General features: G+C 70.0%; 26 protein-coding genes. 9 read left to right on the top strand and 17 right to left on the bottom strand.

Annotated elements, in window-relative coordinates; translation table 11 throughout:
• Positions 1-17: 17 nt before the first annotated feature.
• On the bottom strand, positions 18-233 hold the full coding sequence (locus ACQPY0_RS34120) for a hypothetical protein (RefSeq protein WP_432969909.1): 216 nt from the start codon (positions 231-233) through the stop codon (positions 18-20).
• A 376-nt stretch (positions 234-609) separates the two neighbouring features.
• On the opposite strand from ACQPY0_RS34120, the gene ACQPY0_RS34115 reads away from it, so the two are divergent.
• A complete protein-coding gene (locus ACQPY0_RS34115; protein ID WP_432969906.1) occupies positions 610-1,509 on the top strand; it encodes a manganese catalase family protein in 900 nt (299 codons plus the stop codon).
• Positions 1,510-1,656: 147 nt separating this feature from the next.
• On the opposite strand, the gene ACQPY0_RS34110 is transcribed toward ACQPY0_RS34115, so the two are convergent.
• From ACQPY0_RS34110 to ACQPY0_RS34095, 4 genes are all read right to left on the bottom strand, one after another.
• Positions 1,657-2,226 carry a hemerythrin domain-containing protein gene (locus tag ACQPY0_RS34110; protein ID WP_432969903.1) on the bottom strand — a complete coding sequence of 190 codons (570 nt, stop codon included), beginning with the start codon at positions 2,224-2,226 and terminating at the stop codon, positions 1,657-1,659.
• A 434-nt stretch (positions 2,227-2,660) separates the two neighbouring features.
• On the bottom strand, positions 2,661-2,915 hold the full coding sequence (locus ACQPY0_RS34105) for a CsbD family protein (RefSeq protein WP_432969900.1): 255 nt from the start codon (positions 2,913-2,915) through the stop codon (positions 2,661-2,663).
• Between the two features lie 63 nt (positions 2,916-2,978).
• Positions 2,979-4,034, bottom strand: coding sequence for a chondroitinase-B domain-containing protein (locus ACQPY0_RS34100; RefSeq protein ID WP_432969897.1), 1,056 nt, complete (start codon positions 4,032-4,034; stop codon positions 2,979-2,981).
• A gap of 4 nt (positions 4,035-4,038) precedes the next feature.
• Positions 4,039-4,725 (bottom strand): response regulator transcription factor, encoded by a 687-nt coding sequence (locus tag ACQPY0_RS34095; protein ID WP_432969895.1) that lies wholly within the window; start codon positions 4,723-4,725, stop codon positions 4,039-4,041.
• Between the two features lie 342 nt (positions 4,726-5,067).
• On the opposite strand from ACQPY0_RS34095, the gene ACQPY0_RS34090 reads away from it, so the two are divergent.
• The 4 genes from ACQPY0_RS34090 (at position 5,068) to ACQPY0_RS34075 (ending at position 10,655) form a co-directional block, all read left to right on the top strand.
• Positions 5,068-6,285 (top strand): glycosyltransferase family 2 protein, encoded by a 1,218-nt coding sequence (locus ACQPY0_RS34090; RefSeq protein WP_432969892.1) that lies wholly within the window; start codon positions 5,068-5,070, stop codon positions 6,283-6,285.
• Positions 6,282-8,219 carry a right-handed parallel beta-helix repeat-containing protein gene (locus ACQPY0_RS34085; protein ID WP_432969889.1) on the top strand — a complete coding sequence of 646 codons (1,938 nt, stop codon included), beginning with the start codon at positions 6,282-6,284 and terminating at the stop codon, positions 8,217-8,219. Before ACQPY0_RS34090 ends, ACQPY0_RS34085 begins: the two co-directional genes overlap by 4 nt.
• 47 nt (positions 8,220-8,266) lie before the next feature.
• Positions 8,267-9,631, top strand: a complete 1,365-nt coding sequence (locus ACQPY0_RS34080) for a UDP-glucose dehydrogenase family protein (RefSeq protein WP_432969886.1) — start codon at positions 8,267-8,269, stop codon at positions 9,629-9,631.
• Between the two features lie 349 nt (positions 9,632-9,980).
• The gene (locus tag ACQPY0_RS34075; protein WP_432969883.1) at positions 9,981-10,655 is read left to right on the top strand and encodes a response regulator transcription factor; all 675 of its coding nucleotides are present in this window, start codon (positions 9,981-9,983) and stop codon (positions 10,653-10,655) included.
• A gap of 143 nt (positions 10,656-10,798) precedes the next feature.
• Here ACQPY0_RS34075 and ACQPY0_RS34070 read toward each other — a convergent pair whose 3' ends face one another.
• From ACQPY0_RS34070 to ACQPY0_RS34060, 3 genes are all read right to left on the bottom strand, one after another.
• Positions 10,799-11,632, bottom strand: coding sequence for a polysaccharide deacetylase family protein (locus ACQPY0_RS34070; RefSeq protein ID WP_432969880.1), 834 nt, complete (start codon positions 11,630-11,632; stop codon positions 10,799-10,801).
• Positions 11,629-12,789 carry an LCP family protein gene (locus ACQPY0_RS34065; protein ID WP_432969877.1) on the bottom strand — a complete coding sequence of 387 codons (1,161 nt, stop codon included), beginning with the start codon at positions 12,787-12,789 and terminating at the stop codon, positions 11,629-11,631. Before ACQPY0_RS34065 ends, ACQPY0_RS34070 begins: the two co-directional genes overlap by 4 nt.
• A 384-nt stretch (positions 12,790-13,173) precedes the next feature.
• Positions 13,174-13,569: a PhzF family phenazine biosynthesis protein gene (locus ACQPY0_RS34060; RefSeq protein ID WP_432969874.1), complete on the bottom strand. Its 396-nt coding sequence runs from the start codon at positions 13,567-13,569 to the stop codon at positions 13,174-13,176.
• Between the two features lie 94 nt (positions 13,570-13,663).
• Between ACQPY0_RS34060 and ACQPY0_RS34055 the strand changes: the two genes are divergently transcribed.
• The gene (locus ACQPY0_RS34055) at positions 13,664-14,113 is read left to right on the top strand and encodes an Lrp/AsnC family transcriptional regulator (RefSeq protein ID WP_432969871.1); all 450 of its coding nucleotides are present in this window, start codon (positions 13,664-13,666) and stop codon (positions 14,111-14,113) included.
• Positions 14,114-14,248: 135 nt separating this feature from the next.
• On the opposite strand, the gene ACQPY0_RS34050 is transcribed toward ACQPY0_RS34055, so the two are convergent.
• Entirely contained in the window at positions 14,249-15,079 is an 831-nt protein-coding gene (locus ACQPY0_RS34050; RefSeq protein WP_432969868.1) for a helix-turn-helix domain-containing protein, read from the bottom strand.
• 84 nt (positions 15,080-15,163) lie between these two features.
• On the opposite strand from ACQPY0_RS34050, the gene ACQPY0_RS34045 reads away from it, so the two are divergent.
• Complete coding sequence (locus ACQPY0_RS34045; RefSeq protein WP_432995492.1) at positions 15,164-15,811, top strand: NAD(P)-dependent oxidoreductase; 648 nt, start codon at positions 15,164-15,166, stop codon at positions 15,809-15,811.
• 25 nt (positions 15,812-15,836) lie between these two features.
• Here the strand turns inward: ACQPY0_RS34045 and ACQPY0_RS34040 are convergent, their stop codons facing one another.
• Genes ACQPY0_RS34040 through ACQPY0_RS34030 form a run of 3 tightly spaced genes read right to left on the bottom strand, consistent with a single transcriptional unit; the run spans position 15,837 to position 19,002 of the window.
• Positions 15,837-16,706: a carbohydrate ABC transporter permease gene (locus tag ACQPY0_RS34040; protein ID WP_432969865.1), complete on the bottom strand. Its 870-nt coding sequence runs from the start codon at positions 16,704-16,706 to the stop codon at positions 15,837-15,839.
• Positions 16,703-17,689 (bottom strand): carbohydrate ABC transporter permease, encoded by a 987-nt coding sequence (locus ACQPY0_RS34035; RefSeq protein WP_432995490.1) that lies wholly within the window; start codon positions 17,687-17,689, stop codon positions 16,703-16,705. Before ACQPY0_RS34035 ends, ACQPY0_RS34040 begins: the two co-directional genes overlap by 4 nt.
• A gap of 47 nt (positions 17,690-17,736) precedes the next feature.
• On the bottom strand, positions 17,737-19,002 hold the full coding sequence (locus tag ACQPY0_RS34030) for an ABC transporter substrate-binding protein (RefSeq protein ID WP_432969862.1): 1,266 nt from the start codon (positions 19,000-19,002) through the stop codon (positions 17,737-17,739).
• A 160-nt stretch (positions 19,003-19,162) separates the two neighbouring features.
• On the opposite strand from ACQPY0_RS34030, the gene ACQPY0_RS34025 reads away from it, so the two are divergent.
• Positions 19,163-21,265: a glycoside hydrolase family 9 protein gene (locus ACQPY0_RS34025; protein WP_432969859.1), complete on the top strand. Its 2,103-nt coding sequence runs from the start codon at positions 19,163-19,165 to the stop codon at positions 21,263-21,265.
• 169 nt (positions 21,266-21,434) lie between these two features.
• On the opposite strand, the gene ACQPY0_RS34020 is transcribed toward ACQPY0_RS34025, so the two are convergent.
• Complete coding sequence (locus tag ACQPY0_RS34020) at positions 21,435-21,986, bottom strand: TetR/AcrR family transcriptional regulator (protein ID WP_432969856.1); 552 nt, start codon at positions 21,984-21,986, stop codon at positions 21,435-21,437.
• Positions 21,987-22,204: 218 nt separating this feature from the next.
• Here ACQPY0_RS34020 and ACQPY0_RS34015 point away from each other — a divergent pair, with 218 nt between their 5' ends.
• Positions 22,205-23,029, top strand: coding sequence for an NAD(P)-dependent alcohol dehydrogenase (locus tag ACQPY0_RS34015; RefSeq protein ID WP_432969853.1), 825 nt, complete (start codon positions 22,205-22,207; stop codon positions 23,027-23,029).
• A 55-nt stretch (positions 23,030-23,084) separates the two neighbouring features.
• Here the strand turns inward: ACQPY0_RS34015 and ACQPY0_RS34010 are convergent, their stop codons facing one another.
• Genes ACQPY0_RS34010 through ACQPY0_RS33995 form a run of 4 tightly spaced genes read right to left on the bottom strand, consistent with a single transcriptional unit; the run spans position 23,085 to position 26,807 of the window.
• Entirely contained in the window at positions 23,085-24,026 is a 942-nt protein-coding gene (locus ACQPY0_RS34010) for a PfkB family carbohydrate kinase (RefSeq protein ID WP_432969850.1), read from the bottom strand.
• Positions 24,023-24,778, bottom strand: a complete 756-nt coding sequence (locus ACQPY0_RS34005; RefSeq protein WP_432969847.1) for an SDR family NAD(P)-dependent oxidoreductase — start codon at positions 24,776-24,778, stop codon at positions 24,023-24,025. The genes ACQPY0_RS34010 and ACQPY0_RS34005 overlap by 4 nt, the downstream gene beginning before the upstream one ends.
• Positions 24,775-25,668, bottom strand: a complete 894-nt coding sequence (locus tag ACQPY0_RS34000; protein WP_432969845.1) for a dihydrodipicolinate synthase family protein — start codon at positions 25,666-25,668, stop codon at positions 24,775-24,777. The genes ACQPY0_RS34005 and ACQPY0_RS34000 overlap by 4 nt, the downstream gene beginning before the upstream one ends.
• A complete protein-coding gene (locus ACQPY0_RS33995) occupies positions 25,665-26,807 on the bottom strand; it encodes a mandelate racemase/muconate lactonizing enzyme family protein (RefSeq protein WP_432969842.1) in 1,143 nt (380 codons plus the stop codon). The genes ACQPY0_RS34000 and ACQPY0_RS33995 overlap by 4 nt, the downstream gene beginning before the upstream one ends.
• Positions 26,808-26,871 lie beyond the last annotated feature (64 nt).

Below are 26,871 nucleotides of genomic sequence, written 5' to 3'. Positions count from 1 at the left end.
CTTCACCGGATACAAGATCAACTGGCCGGCCCGCGCGCGTCCCATATGCGAAGCTGCGCCTTGGCGTCGGTCTCGGTGCGCTCGTCGCCGTCCCGCCACCGGGCCGTGCTGTGCAGATGCTCGCCGAGCAGCCTCACGATGAGCCGCGCCTCGGCCTCGGCGCCCACCGCCGGATGGTGCGCGTAGCGGTCGATGGCCACCGGCACGATGTCGAACCCCGCGTCCTCATCCATCGGCGGTCGCCATCACGAGCTGCGTCACAGGCCATCCGCGGGTCACGGCTGTCACCCACCGAGGCGCTGGCCACGCCCTGACCTCCGAAGGGCGTTCCGGTGGCTGCCGGACTCTCACCACAGCCACCGGAACACTCGACGCGTCGGCTGCCGTTGTGGTGCTCGTCGGGCTGGCCGGATGTCCCGGGCGAGAGCGGTGAGCTCGGCGCCCGCGGACTCCGGCGATCCGGTGCCGAACGGCGGCGCCGCGTGGGCCCGCCGCCTCACCAGACTCGTTACCGACGGAGGGCACCGGTTTTGGCCAGCAGGGTGTGGGTAGCCGCCGCTGCGCCGGCCGCAGTCGGCCGGCGTTTTTCGAAAGCCGGATGGAGGTACCGTGTTCACGCACGTCAAGGACCTGCAGTTCGAGGTTCGGGTGGAGCGTCCCGATCCCCGGTTCGCCACGCTGATGCAGGAGCAGTTCGGCGGCGCCAACGGCGAGCTCGCCGCGGCGATGCAGTACTTCACCCAGGCGTTCATGCTGCGCAAGCAGAGCCCGAAGATGTACGACCTGTTCATGGACATCGCCACCGAGGAGCTGAGCCATCTGGAGATGGTCGGCGCGACCATCACGATGCTGCTCGATGGGCTCAACGACGATCTCAAGCAGGCCAGCGAGACCTGCAACTGGATGCCGTTGGTGGGCAACGCGGCCGGGCGGGACCAGGTGATGCATCAGGTGTCGTCCTCGCCGCTGTTCATGGCCCTGTCCGGCGGCGGGCCGGACGTCGTAAACGCCGCGGGCGTGCCGTGGAGCGGCATGTACGTCGACGCCAACGGCGAGCCGTCGGTCGACCTGCGCAGCAACATCGCCGCCGAGTCCCGGGCGAAGATCGTCTACGAGTACCTGAAGCAGTTCACCGACGACCCGGGGGTCCAGGACACGTTGACGTTCCTGATGACCCGCGAGGTGGCGCACTTCCAGCAGTTCACCGCGGCGCTGAACGAGATGCCGGTGAACTTCCCGCCCGGTCGGCTTCCCGGCGACGACCGGTTCCAGAACGTGGCGCTGAACATGTCCGATTCCGGCTCCGAGCGGGGGCCGTGGAACGAGGGCCAGGGCCCGTGGCCGGCGGGCATGCAGTGGAAGTACATCGAGCAACCCACGGCCTGGGTCGGCTCGCCGGAGCGGCGCAACCGGGGCGCCGACCCGGACGCGCCCCGCACGCCGGCCGTCGAGAGCCCACCGCCGTTCGTGCACGAGCAACACGTCGCCCAGGCTTCGGCGGCCCGCTAGCCGGTCCGCCGCCGCGCGGGGCGTCGCTGAGCACTGGTATGTGTGACGCCCGCGCGGCGGGGACCGCCTTCGGTAAGCCGCTGACCTGCCGACCGGCACGCGGGGCCTTGCGCGGTTGGCGCGGAAGGCGGCCGTGGGCAGCGCCGGTCAGTCGTCGGTGTGGGACTGGCGCCAGTCGCGCAGGGCGTCGCGCACTCTGTCGAACACGCCCATCGGCGGCCCGAGGAGCACGTTGCCCGCCGCGGATTCGCCGGCGGCCGGGTGCGGCCGGGTCGGTGAGACCTGTTCGGCGGCCCGGACGGCGCCGGCCATCCGACGTAGCCGGTCCGGGTCGGTGCTGCGGCGCAGCTCGGGGAACTCGTCACGTTCCTCGTGGCTGGCGTGGTCGAGGACGGCCCGCTCGAACTCGGCGAACTTGGCGTCGAACTCCGGCGCCTCGACGCCGAGGTCATACAGGTCCGACAGGACCTGCTTGGCCTCGCTTTCTTCGTGCAGGCGGGCGTCGACCACCTCGTTGCCTGCATTGCTGCGAGCGGCGGGGTGGACGACCTGTTCCTCTGCGCTCTCGTGCACGGCCAACAGCCGCACGAGGCTCTGGAACGACTGCCGCTTCTGCTCGCCCCGGGCCGCCTTGACCTGCGAGAACAAGGACTTGATTTCGTTGTGCTGGTCGAGCAGCAGATCGACGACGTCCTGCTGCCGAGTCGGTGCCGTCACGGGAACCTCCACTCGGACGTAGGGATATCCTGCCTTGGAGTACCCGCATTCCCGGCCGGCAACCGGTCACCATCCGGTCGGCGGCGCCTGCAGGTGTACCACCTTCGCGACGGTCATCTCGTCCAGGAGTTCCGGTCCGTATCCGAAGCCCTGACCGCTGCCCCGGCGGGGTGGGCCGCCGCCGGGTGCTCCGCCGGCCGTCGTCGCCGAGGAAACGTTCGGCCCCGTCGCACCCCTCGTAGCGGCTCAACGTCCGCGGCCGGTCCCACATGACGAAGGCCGAGCTGGTCGATGCCATCCAGAAGGCCAACGCCACCAGCACCCGCAAAGCTCGCAGCAGGTAACGCGCCGAGCCTCCTCGGGTTCAAGGGTGCGGCGCGGCCGTGCGTGACACGCCGCGCCGCTTGCAGGTTGCGCTCCGGGCCGTGGCAGGGTCAGCTCAGCGCGTCCTTGATCTTGCGGGCGGCGCCTCTGGCCTTGTCCCCGGCCTGCTTGAGGTTCGCGGTGTCCTGCTCGGCCTGGCCTTCGGCCTGCAGACGCTCGTCATCGGTGATGTCGCCGTACTTCTCCTTGGCCGCGCCTTCGGCTTCCTGGGCCTTGTGCCGGACCTTGTCCTCGAAGCTCCCGGCTGGACCGTCCAGGCCGGCACCACCACGGCATACAACCGACGCTCCTGCCGAAGATCTCATCCGCGCTGGTGAAAGCTGGTGCGAGAAGCATCCATGATGCACCCTGACAAAGGCATCCTGCGCTCACGACTTCGCCGCGGGGCAGGTCACGGCCGGAACGTCGCTGAAGCCCGCTCCACCCGGCTGCACCGTGTTGTCGGCGCAGACGACGTTCTCGTGACCTTTACACTCGGCGTTCCTGCCGTGGATGTCGAAGGCCCAGCCCTGGTTGACCTTGTACGGCGCCACCGAGCCGGTGTTGCCGCGGAAGGTGTTGCCGCAGCCCCAACCGTCGACCTCGACCCGGGTCTTGAAGCCCGACGCGTAGGCGGCGATGCCCTTGTTGTCAGCGATCGCGTAGTCGTTGCCCTTGACGTTGACCCAGCTTTCGCCCGAGTTCTCGCCGGTCTGGCCCCGCCCGTCGAAGACGTTGCCGCGTACCTCGCCCCCGGTCGTGCCTTCCTTGACGTCGACATGCTCCGCGGCGATGCCGGGGCCGAGCACGTTGTTGAGCACCTTGTTGCGGTCGCTGCGGTCGGGTCCGTTGGTCCAGTTGCTGGCCGCCTGCCCCAGGTAGATCGCCTCGCCGTACTCCGGTCGCCGCAGGCCCGTGTCGCGCACCTCGCTGTTGCGGATGATGTTGTCGCTGGAGTCGTCGCGGAAGTGGATGGCCTCGTCCCCGATGGTGTGTACCAGCAGGCCGTCCACGACCGTGTGCTGTGCGCCGAGGGCCATCAGACCCTTCTGTCCATTGGTGATCGTGAAGCCCTGCAGTCGCCAGTAGCTGGCCGTCAACTCGATTGTGCGGCCCTTGCTGGTCCCCTCGCCGTCGATCACGGCCCGCCGCGAGCCGTACAAGGTGATCGGCGCCTGCGCGGTGCCGCTCTTGACGATTTTGAACTGGCCCGCGTAGGTGCCGTCCGCGAGGTGGATCGCGTCCCCCGCCCGGGCGTCGGCCAGCGCGCGCGTCAGCTCGGCGGCATCTCGCACGTCGATCATGCGCAGCGGCGCGGGCCGGTCGCTGCTCCCGGCGGCGGGCGCGGTGGAGTCAGGCACCGTCGGGCCCCGGCCGCCGGACGTGCAACCGGCCAGCGCCAGGACCACCGAGCTCAGCGTGATGTGCACCCGAAGACGCCGCATCCAGCTAGACACCACTACCGACCCGATGCGCGGCGGGGTATCCGGACGCGCGGATTCCGTTGCGCAGCGCGAGGGACACCGTCTCGAGTGTCGAGTGTGTGCCGAGTTTCGCGATGAGATTCTGCGCGTGGGTCCGTGCCGTGTTCACCGACACTCCCAGGCGCGCGGCGATCTCGGCACGGGTCAGCCCGTCGACCATGCACTGCAGCACCTCGCGCTCGCGTATGGTCAGCCCGGCGAACGGGTCGAGCGCCGGATGCGGGGTGCGTGCCGCCATCTCGCTCAGCACCCGACCGAGAACGTCGGGCGCCAGGTACGCCTCACCGGCACAGACCCCACGGATGACCCGGACCAGACGATCCGTGTCGATGGTCTTGGGCAGCCAGGCCCGCACGCCGCGCGTGAGCCCGGTGAAGACCGGCTCGACCGACTCCATCGCCGTCAGTATCACAGTCCTCGTCGTCGGCGACAGCTCGCGGATGTCGTCGGCCAGATCGAGCCCGGTGCGATCGGCCAGCATCAGGTCGAGCACGATGACCGCCGGCTTGCTGCGGGCGAGGTGGGCGCGGAGCTGCGCGGCGCTGTACGCGACGGAGACCGGCCCGAGGTCGAGTTCATCGGCCAGCCGAGCCTGCAGCGCATCGGCGAAGACCGCATGGTCATCGACGACGAGTATCGATATTTCCCCCATGGCTAGTGATGATCCCGGTTCGCGCGGTTGAGCACATCATCCAGATGATGGAGCCTTCTACGCAGAAGAGGCCGGTATATACATATTGTCCGAATAATCGGAAAGCCCTCCACCACAAGACGTAGACGCGGCTGCGCCGATCGTGGGATCCCAGCACCGCCGTGGGCGGCCACTCTTGTGTGCACAAGGACGCGGATCGGCGTCCCTTTGCTGTCTGCGGCCGCGGAAATCGCCCGCGCAGTTCACATTTGATTCACGGGGGTTCGGGCGTTCGTGGGGGAGCTCTTCGAGTACGTCCGGTCGTGGTTCGGCACGACCGTCGGGGCGACGTCCTGGCGAGCAGTGGCGCCGCTCGGCGTTGCCGGCATCTTCATCTGGACGATCTGGCTCGGCCGTGCGGTGCTGTCCCGCCTCGCCAAACCGGTCGTCAACGACTACCGGACCAGCGTGTCCGTCGTCGTTCCGTCGTACCGGGAGGATCCGGCCATCCTGATGCAGTGCCTGAAGACATGGCTGGATCAGGACCCGATGGAGATCATCATCGTGCCCGACGTCGAGGACGTCGAGGTGCAGCGGCGCCTCGAAGCCGTTGGCGACCCGCGGGTACGGATGCTGGTCTTCGAACATCGCGGCAAGCGATCCGCGTTGGGGGTCGGTATCCGTGCCGCGAAGGGCGAGGTGATCGTCCTGGTGGACTCGGACACCCGGTGGCAGCCGGGTCTGCTGGCCGCCGTACAGATGCCCTTCGCCGATCCCGATGTGGGTGGCGTCGGCACCCAGCAGAACGTCTACCAGCGCGGAAGTAGTATCTGGCGGCGGCTCGCCGACTGGCTGGTCAACCTGCGCTACTACGACTACGTGCCGGCGATGGGACGCAAAGGCGGCGTCGCGTGCCTGTCCGGTCGAACCGCCGCGTATCGCCGCTCGGCGGTCATGCCGGTGCTGGAGCATCTGGAGAACGAGTTCTTCCTCGGCCGCAGGTGCGTGGCCGGCGACGACGGCCGGCTGACGTGGCTCGTGCTCGCCTCCGGCTACAAGACCGTTCACCAGTCCTCGGCGCGGGCGCTGTCGATGTTTCCCGCATCCTTCCGGGCATTCGTGAAGCAGCGGATCCGGTGGAGCCGTAACTCGTATCGCTGCTACCTGACGGCGTTGTGGAAGGGCTGGCTGTGGCGGGCGCCTTTGATCACCAAGGTCACGGTACTGCAGATCCTGCTGACGCCGGCGACCATGGGCATGACCATCGGGTACCTGGTGTTCAGCCGCCTCGAACCGACGTCCGGCGGTATCAGCTTCGCGGTGGTCTGGCTGCTCGCCGGCCGGGCCGTCCGGGGGTACTCCCATCTGCGGCGGCATCCGGGAGAGATCCTGTTGCTGCCGGTGCACGCGCTGGTGGTCATCATGATTTCGCTGCCGATCAAGCTTTACGCGTTTTTCACCATGAACAGGCAGGGCTGGCTCACGCGCGCCAGCGACCGCGTCGGCGGTGAAGGGCAGGACCTGGGATCACTGGTCGGCCACGACGGCCGCGTGCCCGCTGCCGTCTCGGAGGCACCGTGAGCACGCCACGCCGCGTTCGCGGCCACCGGATCCGTCGGATCGCTGTCTGGGCAGCACTTGCTGCGGCGGCGTCCGGGCTGTCGTTCCCAACGGCCACGACCGCCGATCCTGGCGGGCAGGTTCAGCAGGACGCACAGCGGCAGGCGGCGCTCGTCGCGGCCGAGGACAAGAGGCTGGATCAGATTCGCGCGGTCACGGCGTCCGCGAGCTTGCAATGGACCTACCAGGTGAAGAACCAGTCCCGCGGCACCAGAAAGCCCGCGAATCCCTGGCAGCAACCGTTCCGGGTCAACACCGGCAACGGTTACACCCTGGTACTCACGCAACGAGCCAACCCGTACACGCTCGCGGATCTCATCAGGCTCGCCCCGCAGACGTTCGTCAAGCAGCCTGACGGCGCGTACCTGTTGACCGAGAGCATCTATCTGGACAGCGGCGCACAGCTGGCGCTCTCCGACCCCGCAGGGCTGGTCATCCGCATGGCCAGCAGTGCCCAGGGCTTCGTCTCCATCGTGTCGTTCGGCGGCGTGCTCACCGTCGCGGGAACCGAGCGAGGGCCGGTGAAGATCACAAGCTGGGATCTCCGGACAGGCCGGCCGGACACCGACGTGACCGATGGACGCGCCTACATCCGCGCCGTTGGTGGCCAGCTGTCGATGACCCAGGCGGCGTTGTCGCATCTCGGGTTCTGGAGCGGCCGCACCGGTGGTCTCAGCCTCACCGGCACCGACCGGCCAGACCTCGGTGCCATCGCGGGGGAGCCGACCACCGGAGCCGGTCCGCCGGGCGCCAACACCGTCGACATCCAGCGCAGCGGCGAACTGACCCAACCCGCCAACCGGTTCGCGGTTCCCGTCGCGCCGTACGTCACCGGCCGGATCAGTCACTCCAGCATCACCGGCGACGCCTTCGGTTTCTTCGCCTCCAGCGCGCGCGGTCTGTCCATCACCGACACGACGGTCGAGCAGAGCCTCGCGGACGGCATCGTCATGCACCGGTTCGTCACCGACGCGGACGTCCAACGCGTCGTCTCCCGGGACAACGGTCGCGACGGCTTCGCCCTCCGTGCCACCCAGCAGGTCCAGGTGCGTGACTCCGTCGCCGAGCGCAACAAAAGAAACGGCTTCACCGTCAACGGGCAGCCGCTCGCCGACGGGCCGTCGGCCTCCGGTGAGTCCACGGCGCCGTACGGCGCGAACTCAGTCCTCAACAGTGTCGCCCGCGCCAACAGCCGCTACGGCATCGAGATCGCAGGCGGTCTCAACGTCGCCATCCGGAACAACCATGTCGAGGACGGCGACATGGGCGTCGTGATCCGCGGGGCCACCGACACCGTGACCATCGCCGACAACACCATCACCAAGGCGCGCCGGCACGGCATCTCCATCCGCGACGGGGTCGTCGGGGCCACGGTCACCGGCAACGTCGTGCGAGACATGACCGACAGCATCTACATCCGGGACTCCTACGCCGCCGTACGCGGCAACACCGTCGACGGCGGCGGCAACCACGGTATCTCTCTGGTCGGCAACGTTTCCGGAACCGTGGTGGCGTCCAACGTGGTCAGTGGGACCGGTTCGTCGGCCATCGACGCGCAACGGGCGCAGGGCAGCGTCGACGTCAAGGACAACCGAATCTCGGGCTGGTCCGACACGAGGTCGTTCTGGGGCGCGATCAGGCACTACGCGAGCCCGATGACGCTGCTCTGGACCGCGATCGTACTGCTGATCCTCCTGGCTGGGTCGCGGCGCACCCGCCGGCGACGGCGCCACGCGCGGAACGGGCGGTACGGCGTAGTCCACCCGTACGGCGACAAACTGCCCTTGCCCACGAGGGTCGTCCGCGAGTTCGGTCACCGCGGGAGGGCGATGCAAGCCGTCCAGACTCCCGCGGTCACCGACGACGCCCAGAACATTCCGGTGTCGGTGGGTTGACCGGCCACCCGTCCAATCGAACATTCATCAGTCGAAGGATCATGGATATGGCAGACGCTACAGACTCGACCGAATCGCCCCGGCTCACCGTCATCGGGACCGGCTACCTCGGCGCTACTCATGCGGTCTGCATGGCCGCCCTGGGCTTCGAGGTGCTGGGCGTCGATGTGGACTCCGACAAGATCAAGCGGCTCAACTCCGGTGAGGTGCCGTTCTTCGAGCCCGGGCTTCCCGAGATGCTCGCCAAGGCCCTCGAGTCGGGCCGGCTGCGCTTCACCGAGTCGTTCGCGGAGGCCGGCGCCTTCGGAGACGTGCACTTCGTGTGCGTCGGGACGCCCCAGCAGGACGGCTCGCACGCGGCCGACCTGCGGTACGTTTACGACGCGTTCGGCGAGTTGGCCGGCCACCTGCATCGCCGGACGCTCGTGGTCGGCAAGTCGACCGTCCCGGCCGGAACCGCCGATCGGCTCACCGCGTTGGTACAGCGGCGGGCCCCTGCGGGCAAGGACGTCGAGCTGGCGTGGAATCCCGAGTTCCTGCGGGAAGGCTTCGCCATCGATGACACCATGAACCCGGACCGCCTGGTGTTCGGCGTCGCGTCGGCATGGGCGCGGCAACGCCTGAGGGCCGCATTTGCCCCCGTGATCGCACAGGGCACGCCCGTGGTGGTCACCGACCTCACGACGGCCGAACTCGTCAAAGTGGCCGCGAACGCGTTTCTCGCCACGAAGATCTCGTACATCAACGCCATGGCGGAGGTCTGCGAAGCAACCGGAGCCGATGTGCGCGACCTCGCCGAGTCCCTGGCCTACGACGCCCGTATCGGCGGAAGGTTCCTCAAACCCGGCCTCGGCTTCGGCGGCGGCTGCCTGCCCAAGGACATCAGGGCCTTCACCCACTGGGCCCAGGAACGCGGCGTCGGCCAGGCCGTGGCCTTCCTGCGGGAGGTCGACGAGATCAACCAGCGGCGGCGCGCCCGCACCGTGGACCTGGTCGTCGAGCTTTCCCACGGCGATCTGGCGGGAAAGCGGATCGCGGCGCTCGGGGCCGCCTTCAAGCCCAACTCCGACGACATCCGCGACGCCCCGGCCCTCGATGTGGCCGGCATGCTGCACAACCGGGGCGCCCACGTCTGCGTGTTCGATCCGGCGGCCCTCGACAACGCCCGCCGGGTGCACCCGGAGCTCAGCTACGGCGAGAGCGCCCTCGACGCGGCCCGTGACGCCGACGTGGTCGTCCTGCTGACGGAGTGGGCCGAGTTCCGTGAGATCGATCCGGACGCGATGGGCGCGGTGGTCGGACACCGTCGCATCGTGGACGGGCGGCACGCGCTCGACGCGCAGCGCTGGCGTGGCGCGGGCTGGGAGTACCGCGCGTTGGGCCGCCCGGAGGTGACGAAGACGCCGCGCTGACCGGCGAACCCACGGATTCCGCCATCGAGAGAAACCCTGGAGGCACGTACCAAAAAACCGCAATCGCCCCTCTTTGCACACCCGTCTCACGTACGCTGTGCCCGGCATCGGTCGCTATGCGTATGGGGCGACCACACGGTACCCGGTCACCAGCCATGTTTCGGCGAGGGAACAAGGGGGTTTGTGAATTGAGCGGCTCCATGCAGAGGCCGTCCAGGCCGCAGGGGACACCATCCGACACGCGGTTGCGCGACGACAGCCCGCCGGGCCGGTTCATCGCGTCCCGCCCCTGTCAGGCCCGGCTCGGCATCGGCACCGCCGTTTCCGGGCCGGCGCACGACGAGGACGCATGATGCGCATCCTCGTGTGCGACCACCACGTCGTCTTCGCCGAGTCGCTGGCGCACCTGCTGGCGACGCGCGGCGCAGACGTGGTGGCGGTGACGAACGACCTCGACGAGACCCTCACCCTGCTCGCCCGCGAAACGGTCGACATCTGCCTGCTCGACGTGGTGTTCGGGGCGCAGACGGTGGTCGACCGCCTTGGCGACCTGCGCGTGGCGGCGCCGTCTACCAAGGTGGTGCTCGTGTGCGGACACATCGACCAGGCTTTGGTCAACGCGGCATGGGCCGCCGGTGTGAGCGGCATCGCCGACAAGCGCCAGCCGGTCGCCGAGATCATCGAGATCCTCGCCCGGGTGCATGCGGGCCGGCTGGCGATCCCGGCCCGGCCCCCGGCGGCGGTATCCATTCCGCGCGCACGTCCGAAGCCGGCGAACGACGCCCAGCGGCTCGCGACGTTCCTGACCCCGCGCGAGCGGGAGGTGCTCAGCGCGCTCGTGAGCGGCGTCAACACCAGCAAGCTCGCGCGAAACCTCGGCATCGCAACCGCCACAGCGCGCTGCCACATCCAGAGCGTGCTCACCAAGATGGGCGCCCACTCGCGACTCGAGGTGGCCACCACCGCAGTACGATCCGGCATGGTCAGCCCGCACACTGGAGAGTGGCTCATCCACACCGACTGAGCCGGTCGAGGTGGATGCGGCCACCGTTGAGCGTGTGGGCCCCCTGCTTTCGTGCCCCGGTGGACCTTGGCCATGCCCGCGGTTCGAGCCGCTCAGCAGACGCGGCTGCGTTTGCAGTTCGCGCGGGATCACGTTGTCCGTGTTCAGGGCTGGGCGAAGGTGTACCCGGCGTCGCGGAGCTTGGGCAGGACGATGCCGAGGGCGGTGAGGGTCTGCTCGCGATTGCCGCCGCCGTCGTGCTCGAGGATGATCGAGCCGGGGTGGGTCTGTTTCATGATCGTGGTCACGATGTGCTGGACGCCGGGGCGGCTCCAGTCGCGGGGGTCCACGCTCCAGTCCAGCGGGTGCAGCCCGAGGGCGCTGCACTGCCCGAGGACCGTCGAGGACCAGGCGCCGCCGGGGGAGCGGAACAGCGTCGGCCGGTATCCGCCGCCCGCCGCCTTGGCGATCGCGTCAGTGGCGCGCGCTATCTCCGTGTGGACGGTGCCCGCCGGCATCTTCGCGATGTTCATCGGGTGGCTGAACGTGTGGTTGGCGATGTGGTGGCCACCGGCGAGGACACGCTTGACGAGGTCGGGGTGCGCGGCGGCGCTGCGGCCGATCATGCAGAACGTGGCCCGGATTCCCTGCTGCGCGAGCAGGGCCAGCATTTTCGGGGTGTACGTCGGGTCGGGCCCGTCGTCCACGGTGAGTGCGATGTCGGTGCCGTGGCAGGGCAGGGAGTACTGCGGGCCACCGGGCTTCTGCTCCACCCCCGGCGGTGGCGGGCAGACGCCGGGTTGCGGAGGGTTCGCCGGCGGGACGACCAGCGGCGAGGCGGAGTCGGTCACGTCCGCCGACGCGGCGTCGCCCGGGCGCGAGTCGCCGGTGAGGTCGCCGGCGCCGTGCCAGGTCGCGTGGTCGTCGTCGCATCCGGCCAGCAGCCCGACCCCGCCCAGGGCGAACAGGAGCGCGCGCCGGGAAACCGTCCCGGTCACGCGCGGCTCCGGCGGGACGGGCCCGTCGCCGTGGGGCTCGGCGGGCCCGACGGCGTGCTGCTGCCGTCGTTGACCAGTTCCGGATGGGCGGCGACGAACTCGCCGACCCGGTCCTGGTCGACGGCCACGAGGAGCGCTTTGGTGGTGGCGTCGAGGATCTCGTACGACTGGCCGTCGACGACCTCGGTGTTGTACCGGCCGCCGTTGGCCTTCAGCGTCACCAGCCGGCTCGGCGTGATGCCGTGCAATGTGAGGATCCAGTCGGCGAGCGGGATGTCGTTGTTGTAGAACGACACCGCCTTGCCGATCGAGTTGAGCATGTGATCGACCTTCTGCGGGTTGGTGATGACGCCGGCGCTGGTGGCCTTGCTGAGCATGGCCTTGATGAACTGCTGCTGGTGGCGCTGGCGGCCGTAGTCGCCGTCGTTGTTCGCCAGTTTGTCGCGCTGCCGCACGTAGTCGAGGGCCTGCCAGGCGGCCATGTCGTAGCAGCCGGGCTCGTACACCTGCGGGCGCATGTTCGGTTTCAGGCTGGTCGGGATGCCGTCGGCGTTGAAGTTGTACGGCTCACCCTCCTGCCCCGTGCGGGTGTTCCATCCGGTGTGGATGGATGTGGTGCGCTCGTCTACGCACATGTGCACGCCGCCGAGCGCGTCGACGAGGTCCTTGAACCCGTCGAAGTTGACGATCGCGGCGCCGTTGAACTTCAGCCCGCCGGCGAGGTTGCTGACCGTCTCGGCCAGCAACGTCAGTCCCTCGTCGCGGCCGCCGCTGTTCTGGTACCCGAACTCGAACGCGGCATTGATCTTGTCGGTGCCGCCACGGTACTGGCTGCGGGCGTCCGGCGGGATGGAGACCCGCGTGTCGCGGGGGATGCTGGTCAGGTATACCACGTCGTGGCTCGCCGGCACGTGGGCGATGATGATCGAGTCGGCGCGGGCGCCCATCGCCGCGTTGCCGGTCCGCTCGTCGATGCCGACCAGGAGCAGGTTGAGCGGCCCGTCGATGTTGTGGCCGGCCGCCGCGGCCGAGCCGAGACCGCCGGGGTGGGTGACCTGGTCGCCGAAGTGCGCCAGGAGCAGGTCGCCGCCGATGAGGGAGCCGGCGCTGCCCAGGAGCAGCAGCGCGCCGATGGTCAGGCAGAGCCGCGCCCACAACGGGCTCCTGGTTCTGTGCGCCGGGTTCCGCCGTTGCCCGGTGGCGACCATCCGGCTCCTCTCGCGCGCGGCCCGCGGGTGCGGCCGTGCGCCGTCCCGGCGACGGCGCCGTCCCAGCGTCGTCGGAGCGCAGCGGCCCGACGTCCGCCCGAAGCCGCACAATCGCTACGGGTTTCCCGCAACGCCATGCGCCACTCGAGGCGCCGGGCGTACCCACGGGCAGCACGGCGCCGTACTCCGCGGCACCGACGGGAACGGTGCCCTCGAGCGTCCGTCCCCGCCGGGCGGCATTGCCGTTACGAAGTCGCCTGGTTGCCTCCGTTGTTGAGCCAGGCGCGGGTGGCGCCGTTTGTGGGGTCGACGACGAGGTAGTCGTCGAGGCCGTCACCGTCGAGGTCGGCGAGGTGGACTTCCACCGGGAAGCTCCCGGAGGCGGACCGGCAGGACGTCCTCGCCGATGTGCTGGCTGACGGTGATCGCGTCGTCCTCGAGGCCGAGCCGCCCGGAGGAGGTGAGCCACAGCCAGGCGCCCAGCGCGTTGTGCCCGGCGCCGAAGACCTCTTCGCCGGTCGGAGTGAACGAGCGTAGCCGCCGGGTCGTGCCGGGCCGTGAGGCCTGCAGGACGAACGTGGTCTCGGACTGGTTGAACTCGCGCGCGACGGCCCGCATCTGGTGGTCGGTGATGCCGTCGGCGGCGGGCACCAGCGTCAGCGGTGCCCCTGTCAGCGGCACGGATGCGAAGACGTCGACGTAGGCGAATTCGATGTGGGATTCGGTCACGCCTACGACGCTACGGTCGATCGCCCGCCTTCCAGTAGACCGATCGTGCGGTATCGCGGGCTGTTCGCCGCAGGATCTGCGGTAATGTTCGGCAATGGCCGCACCGCACAACCCGCTCGACGACGTCGACCGGCGACTGCTCGCCGAGGTGCAGCGCGACGCCCGCGCGTCGCTGACCGAGTTGGCCGGCGCCATCCATCTCGGCGTGTCCGCCACGCGGGCCCGGCTACGCAGCCTCGAGCAGCGCGGTGTCATCACCGGCTACTCGGCCGGTGTCGATCCGGCCGCGTGCGGGCTGCCGCTGCGTGCAGTCGTGCGGATGAAGGTCCACGGCGCGCTGTACGACAAGGTCGCCGCAGTCCTCGAGCGCGAACCACAGATCGTGCGGTGCGTGCGGGTGACCGGGGAGGCGTGCTACGTCGCGGAAGTCCTCGCGGCCGACATGCCGGACCTGGCCCGCATCACCTCTGAGCTCGCCCGCATCGGCTCCATCACCACCGACCTCGTCTACGAGGTCGTCGTCGACCGGGCCGTCCCCGCCTGACCGGCGGGACCGGCGAGGCCGACGTTGTCGCGCACCGCCGCTCCGCGATAGTCGAGGTCGTGTGGCAGCCCGTTGAGGACGAAGTCGTGCTGGCGTGGGTCGTCCAGGCCGCCGCTGACCGTGCCCGGATACGGGTCAACGGTGCCGGAAGGCTCCGGGGGTGTGGCCGTCGAGGCGGCGGAAGAACAGGCCGAAGGCGGATGGGTCGGTGAAGCCGAGGTGGCGGCTGATCTCGGCGACGGTGTGGTCGGTGTTGACCAATAGCCGGCGTGCTTCGAGCAGCACGCGCGCGTCGATGAGGTCCTTGGGGGTGCGCCCGCGGCCGGCCAGGCAGGCGCGGGACAGGGTGCGGGCTGACCAGTCGAGCGCTGCGGCGGCCTGCTGGGTGGTCAGGCGCTCGCGGTAGCGCCGTTCCACGAGGATTTCGAAGGCCCGCACGATCTCGCCGGTGCGCCCGGGTGGTTCGGGGTCCTCCGGCGTCAGGGCCGCCAGGTGCAGCAGGAGGGCGCTGAGCGCATACCGTGGGGAGCCGTGCGCCGGTGCTGCCGAGCGCAGCGCGGAGACGAGGCCATCGACCACGGCGGCGTCCGCGGGTGGCAGCCGCCAGGTGGTGCAGCGGGCCGACGGTCGCAGCAGGTCGCGGACGACCTGGCCGTCGGCGGGGGCGAGGCCGGTGAAGAGTACGGCGGCGCCGCCGATCTCCGGGTTCGGGCGGAACCGATGGACGACGCCCGGCCGGGTCCACAACACCGTTCCGGGATGGTACGGCCGCTCCACGAAGTCGACGTGGTGAGCTCCGGTGCCGCGGGTCACCCGGAACAGGACGTGGAAGTCGGACCGGTGTGGCCCGATCCGGGCGATCCCGGTGTCGGCGAACACCGTGGTCAGGTCGAGGACCTCGATTTCCCACGGCGCGGGCCCGGACGGCTGGAAGGGCAGATCGGGAAGCTGTCCACTTCTGTCCATGAGGTGACCATAGTCGTACTGGGATAGGCGGCCTCGCCGCTCTACGTTTGGGTCGGAATTATCCACCCGATCAAGGAGGAACGCATCGTGAAGATCGTCGTTCTGGGGGCCGCCGGCACCGCCGGGCAGCGCATCGTCGCCGAGGCCGGCGGGCGCGGCCACACCGTGGTCCCGGTGGTCCGCGACACTGCGAAGCACCCGGCCGTGGCCGGCGTCGAGACGGTGGCCGGCGACGCCACCGACCCCGTCTCGGTCACCGGGCTGGCCGCCGGAGCCGACGCCGTCGTGATCGCCATCGGGAGTTGGACCAGCGCTCCATGGCTCGCCGCCGCTCAGGCCGTGGTCACGGCGGTCGCCGCGCTCCCGCAACCCCGGCCGTACGTACTGCACGTCGGCGGCGGCGCCACCCTGACCACGCCCGACGGCACTCGGTTCCTCGACCTGCCCGAGTTCCCGGCCGAGTTCCTGCCCCCGGCGCGCGGCCAGGCCGACGCCCTGGACTACTACCGTGAGCACGCCTCGGACGCGGGCGTGGGCTGGACCTATCTCTCCCCGCCGCCGGTGGACTTCGCCGTGGGGGAGCGGACGGGTGCGTACCGGACCGGTGACGACCAGCCGGTGACCGACGGCGAGGGCCGGTCGTGGATATCGTACGAGGACTACGCGGTCGCCGTGGTCGACGAGATCGGCAAGCGCGAGCACGACGGTCGCCGGTTCACCGTCGGATACTAAAGGCTCGGGCCGTCGCCGGCGTCGGTCATGCCTTGACGGCTCCTTGCATGATGCCGCCGATGATCTGTTTGCCCAGGACGGCGAACACCAGCAGGATGGGTGCGGTGCTGATGAGGGTTCCGGCGAGCACGAGCGAGTAGTTCATGTAGTAGCCGCCGGCCAGCGTTGACAGGGCGACCTGGACGGTTGGGTTGCTTTGGCCGAGTGCTAGCAGAGGCCAGAAGAAGTCGTTCCAGGCGCCCATGAAGGTGAACAGGGCCAGCACCGCGGCGGCGGGTCGTGCTGCGGGCAGCGCGACGTGCCAGTACAGGCGGGCGGTGGAGCATCCGTCGACCCGGCCGGCTTCCAGCAACTCGTCGGGCAGTGCTTCGGACAGGTACTGGCGCATGAGGAAGACGCCGAAGGCGGAGGTGGCCGCGGGGACGATGACTGCCTGCAGGTGGCCGGTCCAGCCCAGCCATTGGGACATCATGATGTACAGCGGAATGACGCCCAGTTGCGCTGGGACCATCATGGTCACGACCAGGAACGCGAGCAATGCGGTGCTGCCGCGGAAGCGCAGCTTGGCGAACGCGAAGCCGGCCAGCGTGCTGGTGAGCACCACGGAAAACGTGATCGTGCACGCGATGATCGTCGAGTTGAGCAGCGCCAGGCCGAAGGCGCCTTGCGCGAACGCGCGCTGCAGGTTGGTCCATAGGTGGGTTCCGGGAAGCAGCGGGGGCGGCCAGCGTCCCGCTGCGGAGTCGTCACTGGAAGCCGCGACCAGCGACCAGTACAGGGGAAACGCCGACGCCGCGACGATCGCGCCCAGGACCACGTACGTCGACACCCCGGCGCGGCGCCGGCCCGGCGCCGAGGACCTGCGGTGGGCACGGGAAACCGGAATCACGCTCATGTGGTGCTCCGAATACGCCGGGAGAGCAGGTAGTTCACACCGACGGCCACGATGATGATCAGGAACATGGCCCAGGACACCGTGGCCGCGTAGGCGTACTTGCCGTGGCTCCAGAACTGCTCGTAGACGTACAGGGCCAAGGTCTGGAACTGGCGGGAGTCGCCGCCGGTCGGGCTCAGGCCCGGGTTGAACATGAGTGGTTCGGTGAACAGCTGTATGGTGCCGATGGTCGATATGATGACGGTGAAGATGATGGTCGGCCGCAGCGCGGGGATGGTGATGCTGCGGAACTTCTGCAGCTCGCCGGCGCCGTCGATGTCGGCCGCCTCGTAGAGGTCGTCCGGCACCGCCTGCAGCGCGGCGAGATAGATCAGGGCGTTGTAGCCGGTCCACCGCCAGGTGATCATGACGGCCAGCGCGAGCCACGCTTGCCAGGTGCCCTCCTGCCAGTCGATCTTGCCCAGGCCGACCAGGCTGAGCACCCAGTTGACCAGGCCGAAGTCCCGCCCGAACAGCTCGGCGAAGATCAGCCCGACGGCGGCGACCGACGTGACGTTGGGCACCAGGACACCCATCCGCAGCAGCGTGCGGGCGCGCAGCCGGCGATGCATGAGGTGGGCGATCCACATGGCGAGCAGCAGCTGGGGAACGGTGCCCAGCATTCCGATGGCGGCGGTGTTGCGCAGCGCGTTCCAGAAATAGTCGTCGTGGATCAGCCGTACGAAGTTGTCCAACCCTACGAAGATGTGCTCGCTGCCGGGCAGGTCGCGGTTCCACCGGGTGGTGGCCATCCAGCCGGTGTAGAGGATCGGGAACAGCCCGAACACCAGGAAGACCAGAAAGAACGGTGCGATGTAGAGGTACGGCGCACCCTTCACGTCAAACTTGTAGCGCAGGCGGGACCACCGATCGGCCGTTGCCCACGGGATACCTCGGCGCGCACGTTCCGCCGACGGAGGCGCGGAGACTGCCATCTGGCTGATGGCTCCTCTCTGAAGTTCAGGTCGGCCGCGGACCGCAGTCTCGCCGGCTACGGCTCGGTGGCGTTCGCGACGTCTTTCAGCACCTGTCGCCAGGACTGCTCGGGCTGCTGCCTACCCTTGTCCACCCGATTGATCCCCAGTCCGATCAACGGACCGATGTCTCCGTCCTTGGGACCCTGGTACTGCGGTCGCAGGTTCCTGGCCGCAGTGGTGAAGATCCGGCCGGTCGGCGCATTGTTGAAAAACGGGTTCGTGTACCCGACGATCGCCGGGTCGGTATACAGCGCGGGCTCGCTGGGCAGATGCCCCTGTGTCCGGAAGATCCAGCGCTCCTGTTCGGGCGCGGTCAGGTACTTGGCGAGCTCAACGGCTTCCTGCCGGTGCGTGCTCGTCTTCGGCACGGTCAGGAACGAGCCACCCCAGTTGCCGCTGCCGCCGGGGATCGTGGCGATGTCCCACTTGCCGCTGGTCTGTGGAGCATTCTGCTTGATGGTGTCGGTCATCCACGCCGGGCAGGCCACGGTCGCGAACGATCCGCGCTGGAACCCGGCGTTCCACTGCTGATTGAATGTCGTCAGCTTCGCCGACTCACCCGCCTGTACCGCCTCGACCGCCAGGTCGTATGCCCGCTTGACCGCCGGATTACTACCCACCACCACCCTGTTCGCGGAGTCGGTGTAGCCGACGGGTGCCTGACCCATGATGGCGTTGAAGATGTTGGAACCCGAGTCGAACCAGGCCACGTCCCTGGGTGCCTTGGCCATGAACCGCTTCCCCGTGGCGATGTAGGACCGCCAGTCCGGCCACATTGCCGCCACCTGGCCACGGCCGGTTGGCAAACCGGCCTGTGCGAACAGATCCCTGCGGTAGCACATCGCCAGGCCACCGACATCCGTACCCAGCCCGATCAGCTTCCCGTCGGTACTGGTCGCCTGCTGCGCCTTCCACGCCAGCCACCGGCCCGGGTCGACGCCGTACGCCTTGAAATCCACGAACTTGTCCGCCAGGACCCTGAACTGGGAGATGTAGCCCCCTTCGATCGCTTCGATGTCGCCGGTGCCCGACCCTCCCAGCAGGTGCGCCTGCAGGTTCTTGTGATGATCGTCGTACGACACGACATGCTCGACGATCTTGAGGCCGGGGTGGCTCTGCTCGTACTTCGCATACAGGTCGCGATAGCCGAAGTCGCCGAACGTGTCGACCACAATCTCGTTCTTGCCCGACTCGGTGAAGCCGCCGGCCGCAACCGCCGCACCGCCGATCGCCAGCAAGCACAGCGCGAGCACTCCTGCTTTGAACTTGCCGGTGTGCATCGGACCTCCTTGTGAAGATCCTCCGTGAGTACTGCAGCGCCCGAAAGAATCGGTATGCGGTGGTTTGATCCTACTTCGAGAAGAGTTGGCACTCCGGCGTCCGACAGGGCACAGTGGGAGAGCGCTCCCATAGTTCTGTTGTGCCAAAAATCAGGTTTCAGTGAAGCGCTCTCTCCTCGTGTCTGCCGCGGTGGCGTTGCTGGTCGCTCCAGTGACCACCCTCGCCACCCCCGCCGCAGCCCACCCGGACAGCGGCCCGCCGGTCCAGGTCAATCAGGTCGGTTACCTCACCGACGGGCCGAAGCAGGCCACTGTCGTCACGCAGGCGACCACCCCGCTGCCCTGGCAGCTGCGCAACACCGCGGGTGCTGTGGTCGCCCAGGGCACCACCACGCCGCGCGGCTACGATCCGACCTCGCGGCAGAACGTTCAGACCGTGGACTTCAGCGCGTTCCACACCCCGGGCACCGGCCTGACGCTGAGCGCCGGCGGCGGGACCAGCGTGCCGTTCGACGTCGGGGTCAACGCCGTATACGAGAAGCTGCGCGTCGACGCGCTGTCGTTCTACTACCCGCAGCGCAGCGGCATCCCTATCCTCGGCAGCATCGCGCCCGGCTATGCCCGGGCCGCCGGCCACCTGGGCGTCGCACCCAACCGGGGCGACACCGACGTGCCCTGCCAGCCGGGTGTCTGCGACTACCGGCTTGACGTGCGCGGCGGCTGGTACGACGCCGGCGATCAGGGCAAGTACGTCGTCGACGCCGGCATCTCCGTGTATCAGCTGATGAGCACGTTCGAGCGCACCAAGCTGGCGTCCGCCAGGCCGGACAGGCTCGGCGACGGCTCGCTGCGCATCCCCGAGCACGGCGACCAGGTCCCGGACGTGCTCGACGAGGCGCGCTGGGAGCTCGAGTTCATGCTTCGCATGCAGGTCCCGGCGGGTCAGCCGCTCGCCGGCATGGTGCACCACAAGGTGAACGACCGGGCCTGGACCCCGCTGCCACAGGACCCGGCGGCGGACCCGCAGCCGCGCGAACTGCACCCGCCGTCGACCGCGGCGACGCTCGACCTGGCGGCCGCGGCCGCGCAGGGCGCCCGGCTGTTCCAGCCCTATGACAAGGCATTCGCGGCCCGGCTCCTCGCCGCGGCCCGCACCGCATGGACTGCCGCCGTCGCCCACCCGGCGATCTACGCACCGGCAACCGACAGCGTCGGCGGCGGCGCGTACGACGACCCCGACGTGTCCGACGAGTTCTACTGGGCCGCCGCCGAGCTGTACCTCAGTACCGGGGAACACGCTTATCAGGACGCGGTCCTGGCCTCGAAGTGGCACACCGCCGACGTGTTCCGGCCGGACGCGTTCGGCTGGAAGTTCACCGCAACGGCCGGGCGGCTGGACCTCGCGACCGTCCCCAGCGACCTCCCGGACCGCGCGCGGGCACGCCAATCGGTGGTCGACGGGGCGAAGAAGTACCTGGCCACAATGCGCGCCAACCCGTACGAGATCGCGTACGCGCCGACCGGCGGGCTGTTCGACTGGGGCTCCAACAGCCTGGTGCTGAACAACCTCGTCGTGGTGGCGACCGCGTTCGACATCACAGGCGACCAGCAGTACCGCGACGGCGTCGCCGCCGGCATGGACTACCTCCTCGGGCGCAATGCCCTGAACCAGTCGTACGTCACCGGCTTCGGCCGGCGGGCATCGCACAACCAGCACTCCCGCATGTACGCCCACCAACTCAACTCCGCGCTGCCCAGCCCACCGCCCGGTGCACTCGCAGGCGGGCCGAACTCGTGGATCCAGGACCCGGCGGCGAGCAGCCTGCAGGGCTGCGCACCGCAGTTGTGCTACCTCGACGACATCAACTCCTGGTCGACCAACGAGATCGCCGTCAACTGGAACTCGGCACTCTCGTGGGTGGCATCGTTCCTGGCCGACCAGGGCGAAGGCGGCCCGGTGCCGGCGCCGGCCTGCTCGGTGTCCTACCGCAGGTTGCTCGACTTCCGTGGCCTGTTCCTGGCAATCGCCGCGGTTCGCAACACGAGCGGGCACACACTGCATGACTGGAAGCTCAGGTACGCCTACACCGGCACGCAGAAGGTCAACCTGGCAATCAACGGCACGGCACGGCAGACGGCGGCGTCGGTCGAGGTGACACCGTGGCAGTGGCGGCTGGGGCCGGGCGAGTCCACGACGATCCTGCTGGCCGGCCGAGTGGATTGGGGCCCGGACGCGGCGCCCGCGTACTTTTCCTGCAGGTAACGTCGACAACGCCCAGACAGGTGGTCGCTCAGGAGTGCGGCGCCGCGCCCAGCCGCGGATAGCGACTCTGCTCTTGGCAGATGCGCAGTCAGGCCGCGCGGATACCAGTGGCGCCCCTGATCGAAGTTGTCGACTGCAACACCCTGTGGTGCGAGCTGACCTGCGTTGATCACTGAATCGTGTCGAACGAGCGCAGCATGTGCGTCACGTATCGGCGCGACGCCGCCGCGGCGCCGGTTCCCGCGGCGGCGATGATTCCGGCGTTGCCGACCAGCAGCAACCAGAAGTCGTCGAGCCGGAGATCGTCCCGTATGGTCCCTTCCGCCTGGGCCCGCCGAAGCAGAGCGGTCACCACCCGCTCGGCCTGCGCGCGCTGCTGTTCCATGCCCCGTCGTGCGATCAGTGCCGTGGTGTACGCGGCGGTGAATCCCTTGTCGGCGACCTGATAGGCGCAAACCTTGCGGATCATGGCCAGCAACGCTCGCGCCGGGTCGGGATCGCGCAACGCTGCCGCGTACACGGACGTGCATTCGGCGTGCTGGCCGGCGAAGGCGGCGGCGACCAGTTGGTCGCGGTGGGGGAAACGCCGGTAGAGCGTCGCGACGGCGACCCCGGCGCGCCGCGCGACCCGCGCCATCGGCGCGCTCGCCCCAGCCTCGGTAAACACCTCGCGGGCCGCCGCCAGGATCCGGGTGCGGTTCTCCTCGGCGTCTGTGCGCATGATGTCAACGTACGCGGGTGAAGTGCGCACGAGCGGTGCGGATATGTCGCAGTTGCTGGCGCGCCGTTCCCCGCGGACGGAACTGTGAACGTGTGACGACCACCGCGCGCACCGCGCTCTATGACCGGTACGGCCCCCCGGATGTCCTGTACACCGCCACCACGCCACTTCCGGTGCCTGGACCGGGAGAGATCCGGGTCAGGGTGCACGGAGCCAGCGTGAACGCGATTGATGTGACGCTGCGCTCCGGCGCGTTGCGGCTGGTGAGCGGGCGTCGCTTCCCACGCCGTCTCGGCGTGGACTTCGCCGGCGAAGTCGATGCGACCGGGCCGGGCGTCACCGGATGGCGGCGGGGTGACCGCGTCTGGGGCGGTGTCCTCGGCTACGAGCGCGGCCAGGCCGGCGCCGCGGCCGACTACGTCCTCGTCCCGCACGCGCAACTCTCCCCGGCGCCGGCCGGAATCGACCTGATCACAGCGGCGGCTTTGCCGGCTGTAGGGGTCACGGCGCTGGTCGCACTGCGGCACGCGAGGCTGCGAGAAGGCCAGCGGATGCTGTTGCGTGGCGCTGCCGGTGGCTTCGGCAGCGCCGCCGTACAACTGGCGGCATCGCTTGGCGCGCACGTCACCGCTATGGCGAGCGCCCGCCATCTCGACGCGCTCCGCGACCTGGGCGCCAAGGAAGCACTGGACCGCCGGGTGATTCAGCCCCGAGATCTGCCGACTTACGACGTCGTTGTCGACGCGGTGGGCACCGACCTGGCCGCATACCGCAGACTGGCGCCGCGCACGGTGACCATCGCCTACGGACGGGCGGGCGCTCTGGCCGGCATCGCGGCGTCGACGGTCTTCGGCCCCCGCCGCATCCGCAGTTTTCGTGGCCGGCTCCGAGCCGCTGACCTGGCCCTGCTGACACAACGAGTGGAAGCAGGCCACCTGCGACCGATCGTGGCCGGCGTTTACCCGCTGGAGGAGGCGGCGCGCGCTCATCGCCAGATGGAGGCCGGTGGAAACCTGGGCAAACTCGTAATCCGCCCGCTCTGATGCCACATGTGGGGCGTCCGATCTGTGCGACGAACGCCATTCAACTTGCGCTCAGTCACAGGACTGGGGCTGCGGCGAGCAGTTCCGTGGCCGCGGCTGGCGACGGCAGGCCCTCGGTGTCGCCCGGCGCGGCGATCACTCCGGCGGCGAACTGGCTGCCGAGCCACGCCGCGCCGCGTGGCCCGATTCTCTGCAGCCGCGCGGCCAGGTACGCCCCGGCGAACGCGTCCCCGGCCCCGACCGGATCGACCACCCGGGTCGCCGCCGCCGGCAGATGCTCCGGCCGCCCGTCGTCCCCGTGATGCCAGCACCCGTCGGCGCCCGCCTTGAGCACGACTTCCCCGACCCCGGCCGCGGAGGCAAGCCGGAACACTTCCTGGGGCTCCTCGGCCCCAAGCAACGGCCCCGCCTCGTCGATTCCGAGCAGTAGAAACCGAGTCAGCGGCAGCAACCCGCGCAGCACGTCGACAATTGGCGGCAGTCCGGGACGCAGGTTCGGATCCATTGCCAGGTGTACCCCACGAGCAGCCGCCAACCGCGCCAGCCGCTCGACGGCAAGCCGCGGCCCGTCCCCGAGCGCCGCGGTCAGCCCCGAGACGGCGACGAGCACAGGATCGGCGGCCAGGGCGCGGTCGGCATCGGCCGAGTCCATCGCGGATGCTGCGGACCCGGCCCGGTAGTAGTGCACGCGCCGTGCCCCGTCGGCCCGCGTGTCCTTGGCGAACAGCCCCGTCGGTCGCCCGGGATCGACGACGACGAGCCCGGTCTCGACACCGAGCCCGGCGGCCGCGGAAAGGACCCGCTCGCCGAACGGATCGGCGCCGACCCGGCTGCAGAACGCGGCCCGGACCCCGGCCCGGGCAGCCGCCGCGAGCAGGTTCAGCTCCGCCCCGGCCACGTGCACGGACGCGGTCTCACACGCGGCCAGCGCAAGCCCGTCGGCCGGCTGGAACAGCACCATCGCCTCACCGAGCCCGACGATGAGCGGCCCGGTCACGAGGGCAGCCAGCGGGCGCGCAGATCCGGCCGCAGGAAGGCGGCCGGCGAAGCGATCGACAGCCCGCCGTCCACGGGCAGGCAGACACCGGTGATGAACCCGGCCGCGGGCGAGGCCAGGAACGTGACCGCCGCCGCGACCTCCTCCGGCCGCCCGACGCGCCCGAGCGGGTAGCCCTCGGTGGCGCCCGGCAGGTGCTCGCCGCCGATCATCCCCGGCGCGACGGAGTTGACCCGGATGCCGCGCGGCCCGTATTCGAGCGCGAGCTGCCGCACGAGCCCGTCCAGCCCGGCCTTCGCCGCGGAGTAGCCGGGCAGGCCGGGCGCCGCGAGGAAGCTGTTCACCGACGTGACCGCGACGATGGCGGAGCCGGGCGGCAGGTGAGGCAGCGCGGCCCGGCACGCGTAGAACGCGCCGGAGAGCGTCACGTCCAGCGCCGCTCGCCACTGCTCGTCGGTGTGCTCGGTGGCCGGCGCGACCGGCATCGCCGCGGCGGCCAGCACGAGCACGTCGAGGCGGCCGAGCCGGTCGCGGGCGAAGCCGACCGCCTCCGCGGCGCCGGCGCCGGTCGAGCAGTCGATGGCGGCGCTCGCCGCGAACGCCGGGTCGCCGCTCGGCTCCAGGGCGACGCCGGCCACCCGGTCGCCGCCGGCGGCAAAGGCACGCGCGATCGCCAGCCCGATGGGAGACGTGCCGCCGAGCAACAGCACACCGCGCTCGCCGGTGACCAGCGCGCCGCGCGAGCCGGTCACAGGCCCAGGTCCCGCAGGATGTGGCCGAGGGCGGCCAGGGTGGCCGGGTCGGCGTCGGTGGCGGGGGAGCGGACCGCGGTGGAGGCGATGACGCCGCGATGGTGCAGCACGTGCTTGTGGATCGACCAGGCGATACCCGGCTGCAGCCCGAAGCGGATGAGCGGCAGCAGCCGGTTGAAGCCGGCCCGGGCCGCGGGGAGGTCGCCGGCGGCGTGCGCACGCAGCACCGGCAGCAGCAGGTCGGGGAACTCGCCGGCCGGCATCGTGCCCACCGCGCCCCGGTCGTACTCCTCCAGCACGAACAGCGCGTTCTGCCCGCCGAGCACGGCGAAGTCCGGGGCGGTGGCCTCGACGACCGCGCCGACCTTCGGCGCGGGTGGCTGGGTCTCGACCTTCACCGAGGCGACGCCGTCGAGCTCGGACAGCTTGGCGATGAGCGGCACCGGCAGGGTGACGCCGGTCGAGGCGGGCGCGTCCTGCACCATCACGGGCAGCCCGCCCTCGGCGGCGACGGTGCCGTAGAAGTCGACGATCTGGGCCGCGGACGGCTTCACCATGAACGGCGGGATCACCATGGCGACGCTGGCGCCGGCCTCGGCCGCGGCCCGGGACTGCGCGACGGCGTCTGCGGTGCCTGTGGCGGAGATGCCGGCGACGACCGGGGTCTGCGGTGGGAGCTCATGCAGTACGACATGGAGGATTTTGGCTCTTTCGGCAGAGGTCAGGGAGAAACCTTCGCTGGCGAAGCCGAACACCGCCACCCCGTCGACGCCCGCCGCCAGCGAGAAGGCGACCAGGCGGCGCAGGCTGTCCGGGTCGATCGACCCGTCGGCGTGGAAGGGGGTGGCGAGCACGGGGATCAGCCCGCGCACGTCGGTCGAGCGGGTCACGAGTCCTCCACGAGTGCGGCGATGTCGACGTCGACGCCGAGGCCCGGCGCGGTCGGGACGGGGAACGAGCCGGGGCCGCCGGCCAGCGGGCGGGTCAGGATGCGGTTGGCGACGGGGAACGGGCCGGGCTGGAACTCGAAGGCCGGCATCGCCTCGATCGCGGCGGCGACGTGCAGGCCGGCGGCGAGCGCGACGCCGAGGCCGGCGGAGTGGTGCGGCGCGACGGGCACGTGGTGGGCGGCGGCGAGCTCGGCGATCGCCATCGCCTCGGTGATGCCGGTGCGGCCGACGTCGGGCTGGGCCAGGTCGAGCGCCCGGGCCGAGAGCCACTGGCGGAACTCGTATCGGTTGCGCAGCGCCTCGCCGACCGCGATCGGGGTGGCCAGCGCCGCGGCGAGCTCGCGGTGGCCTTCGATGTCCTCGGGCGCGAGCGGTGCCTCCAGGAACCAGGCGCCGCGCTCGTCGAGCGCCCGGCCCAGCCGCAGCGCGTCGGCGAGGTCGTAGGCCCAGTGCGCGTCGACGGCGACCCGCAGGCCGGTGGCGGCGACCGCGTCGTAGGTCGCGAGGTCCGCCGCGACGCCGTGTCCAAGGTGGAGCTTCACCGCGCTTGCATTATCTGCAAGCCACTTGCGGGCAAGTGCGGCGCGGGCCTCGTCGTCGGCCGCCGGCAGCCCGGAGACGTAGGTCGGCACGGTGTCCCGGAAGGCGCCGCCGAGCAGGGCGTGCACCGGCCGTCCGGCCGCCTTGCCGGCCAGGTCCCACAGCGCGATGTCGACCGCGGCGGCGGCGTCGGCCTGGTGCCCGACCAGGTGGCCGCGCTCCCGCATGAGCCCGGTCAGCCGCGACCACAGCGGCCGCACCGGCCGCGGGTCGGCGCCGAGCAGCACCGGGGCGAGCAGCCGGTCGACGACCGCCCGCGGGATCTCCGGCCCGACCGGCGCGAGGCACTCGCCCCAGCCGACAGCCCCGCCGTCGCAGGTCAGTCGCACGATCAGGGTCTCGTAGCGGTCCGAGTACAGGCTGCGCCAGGGCGGGCGCAGGTAGTAGGCCGCCGGGGACGGCTCCCCGGTCACGGCGCCCAGAGAGACGTCCCCGGCGCGCAGCTTCACCACCCAGGTGGCGACATCAACGATCTTCACAAGTCATCTCCACATAATGGTTGACTGCTTGCAGCATCCGCCGATATCTTGCCGTATCGCGCAA

The sequence above is a fragment of the Dactylosporangium sp. CA-233914 genome (assembly GCF_050942935.1).
Classification (GTDB): Bacteria; Actinomycetota; Actinomycetes; order Mycobacteriales; family Micromonosporaceae; genus Dactylosporangium.
This window is presented reverse-complemented; position numbering and strand designations above follow the sequence as displayed.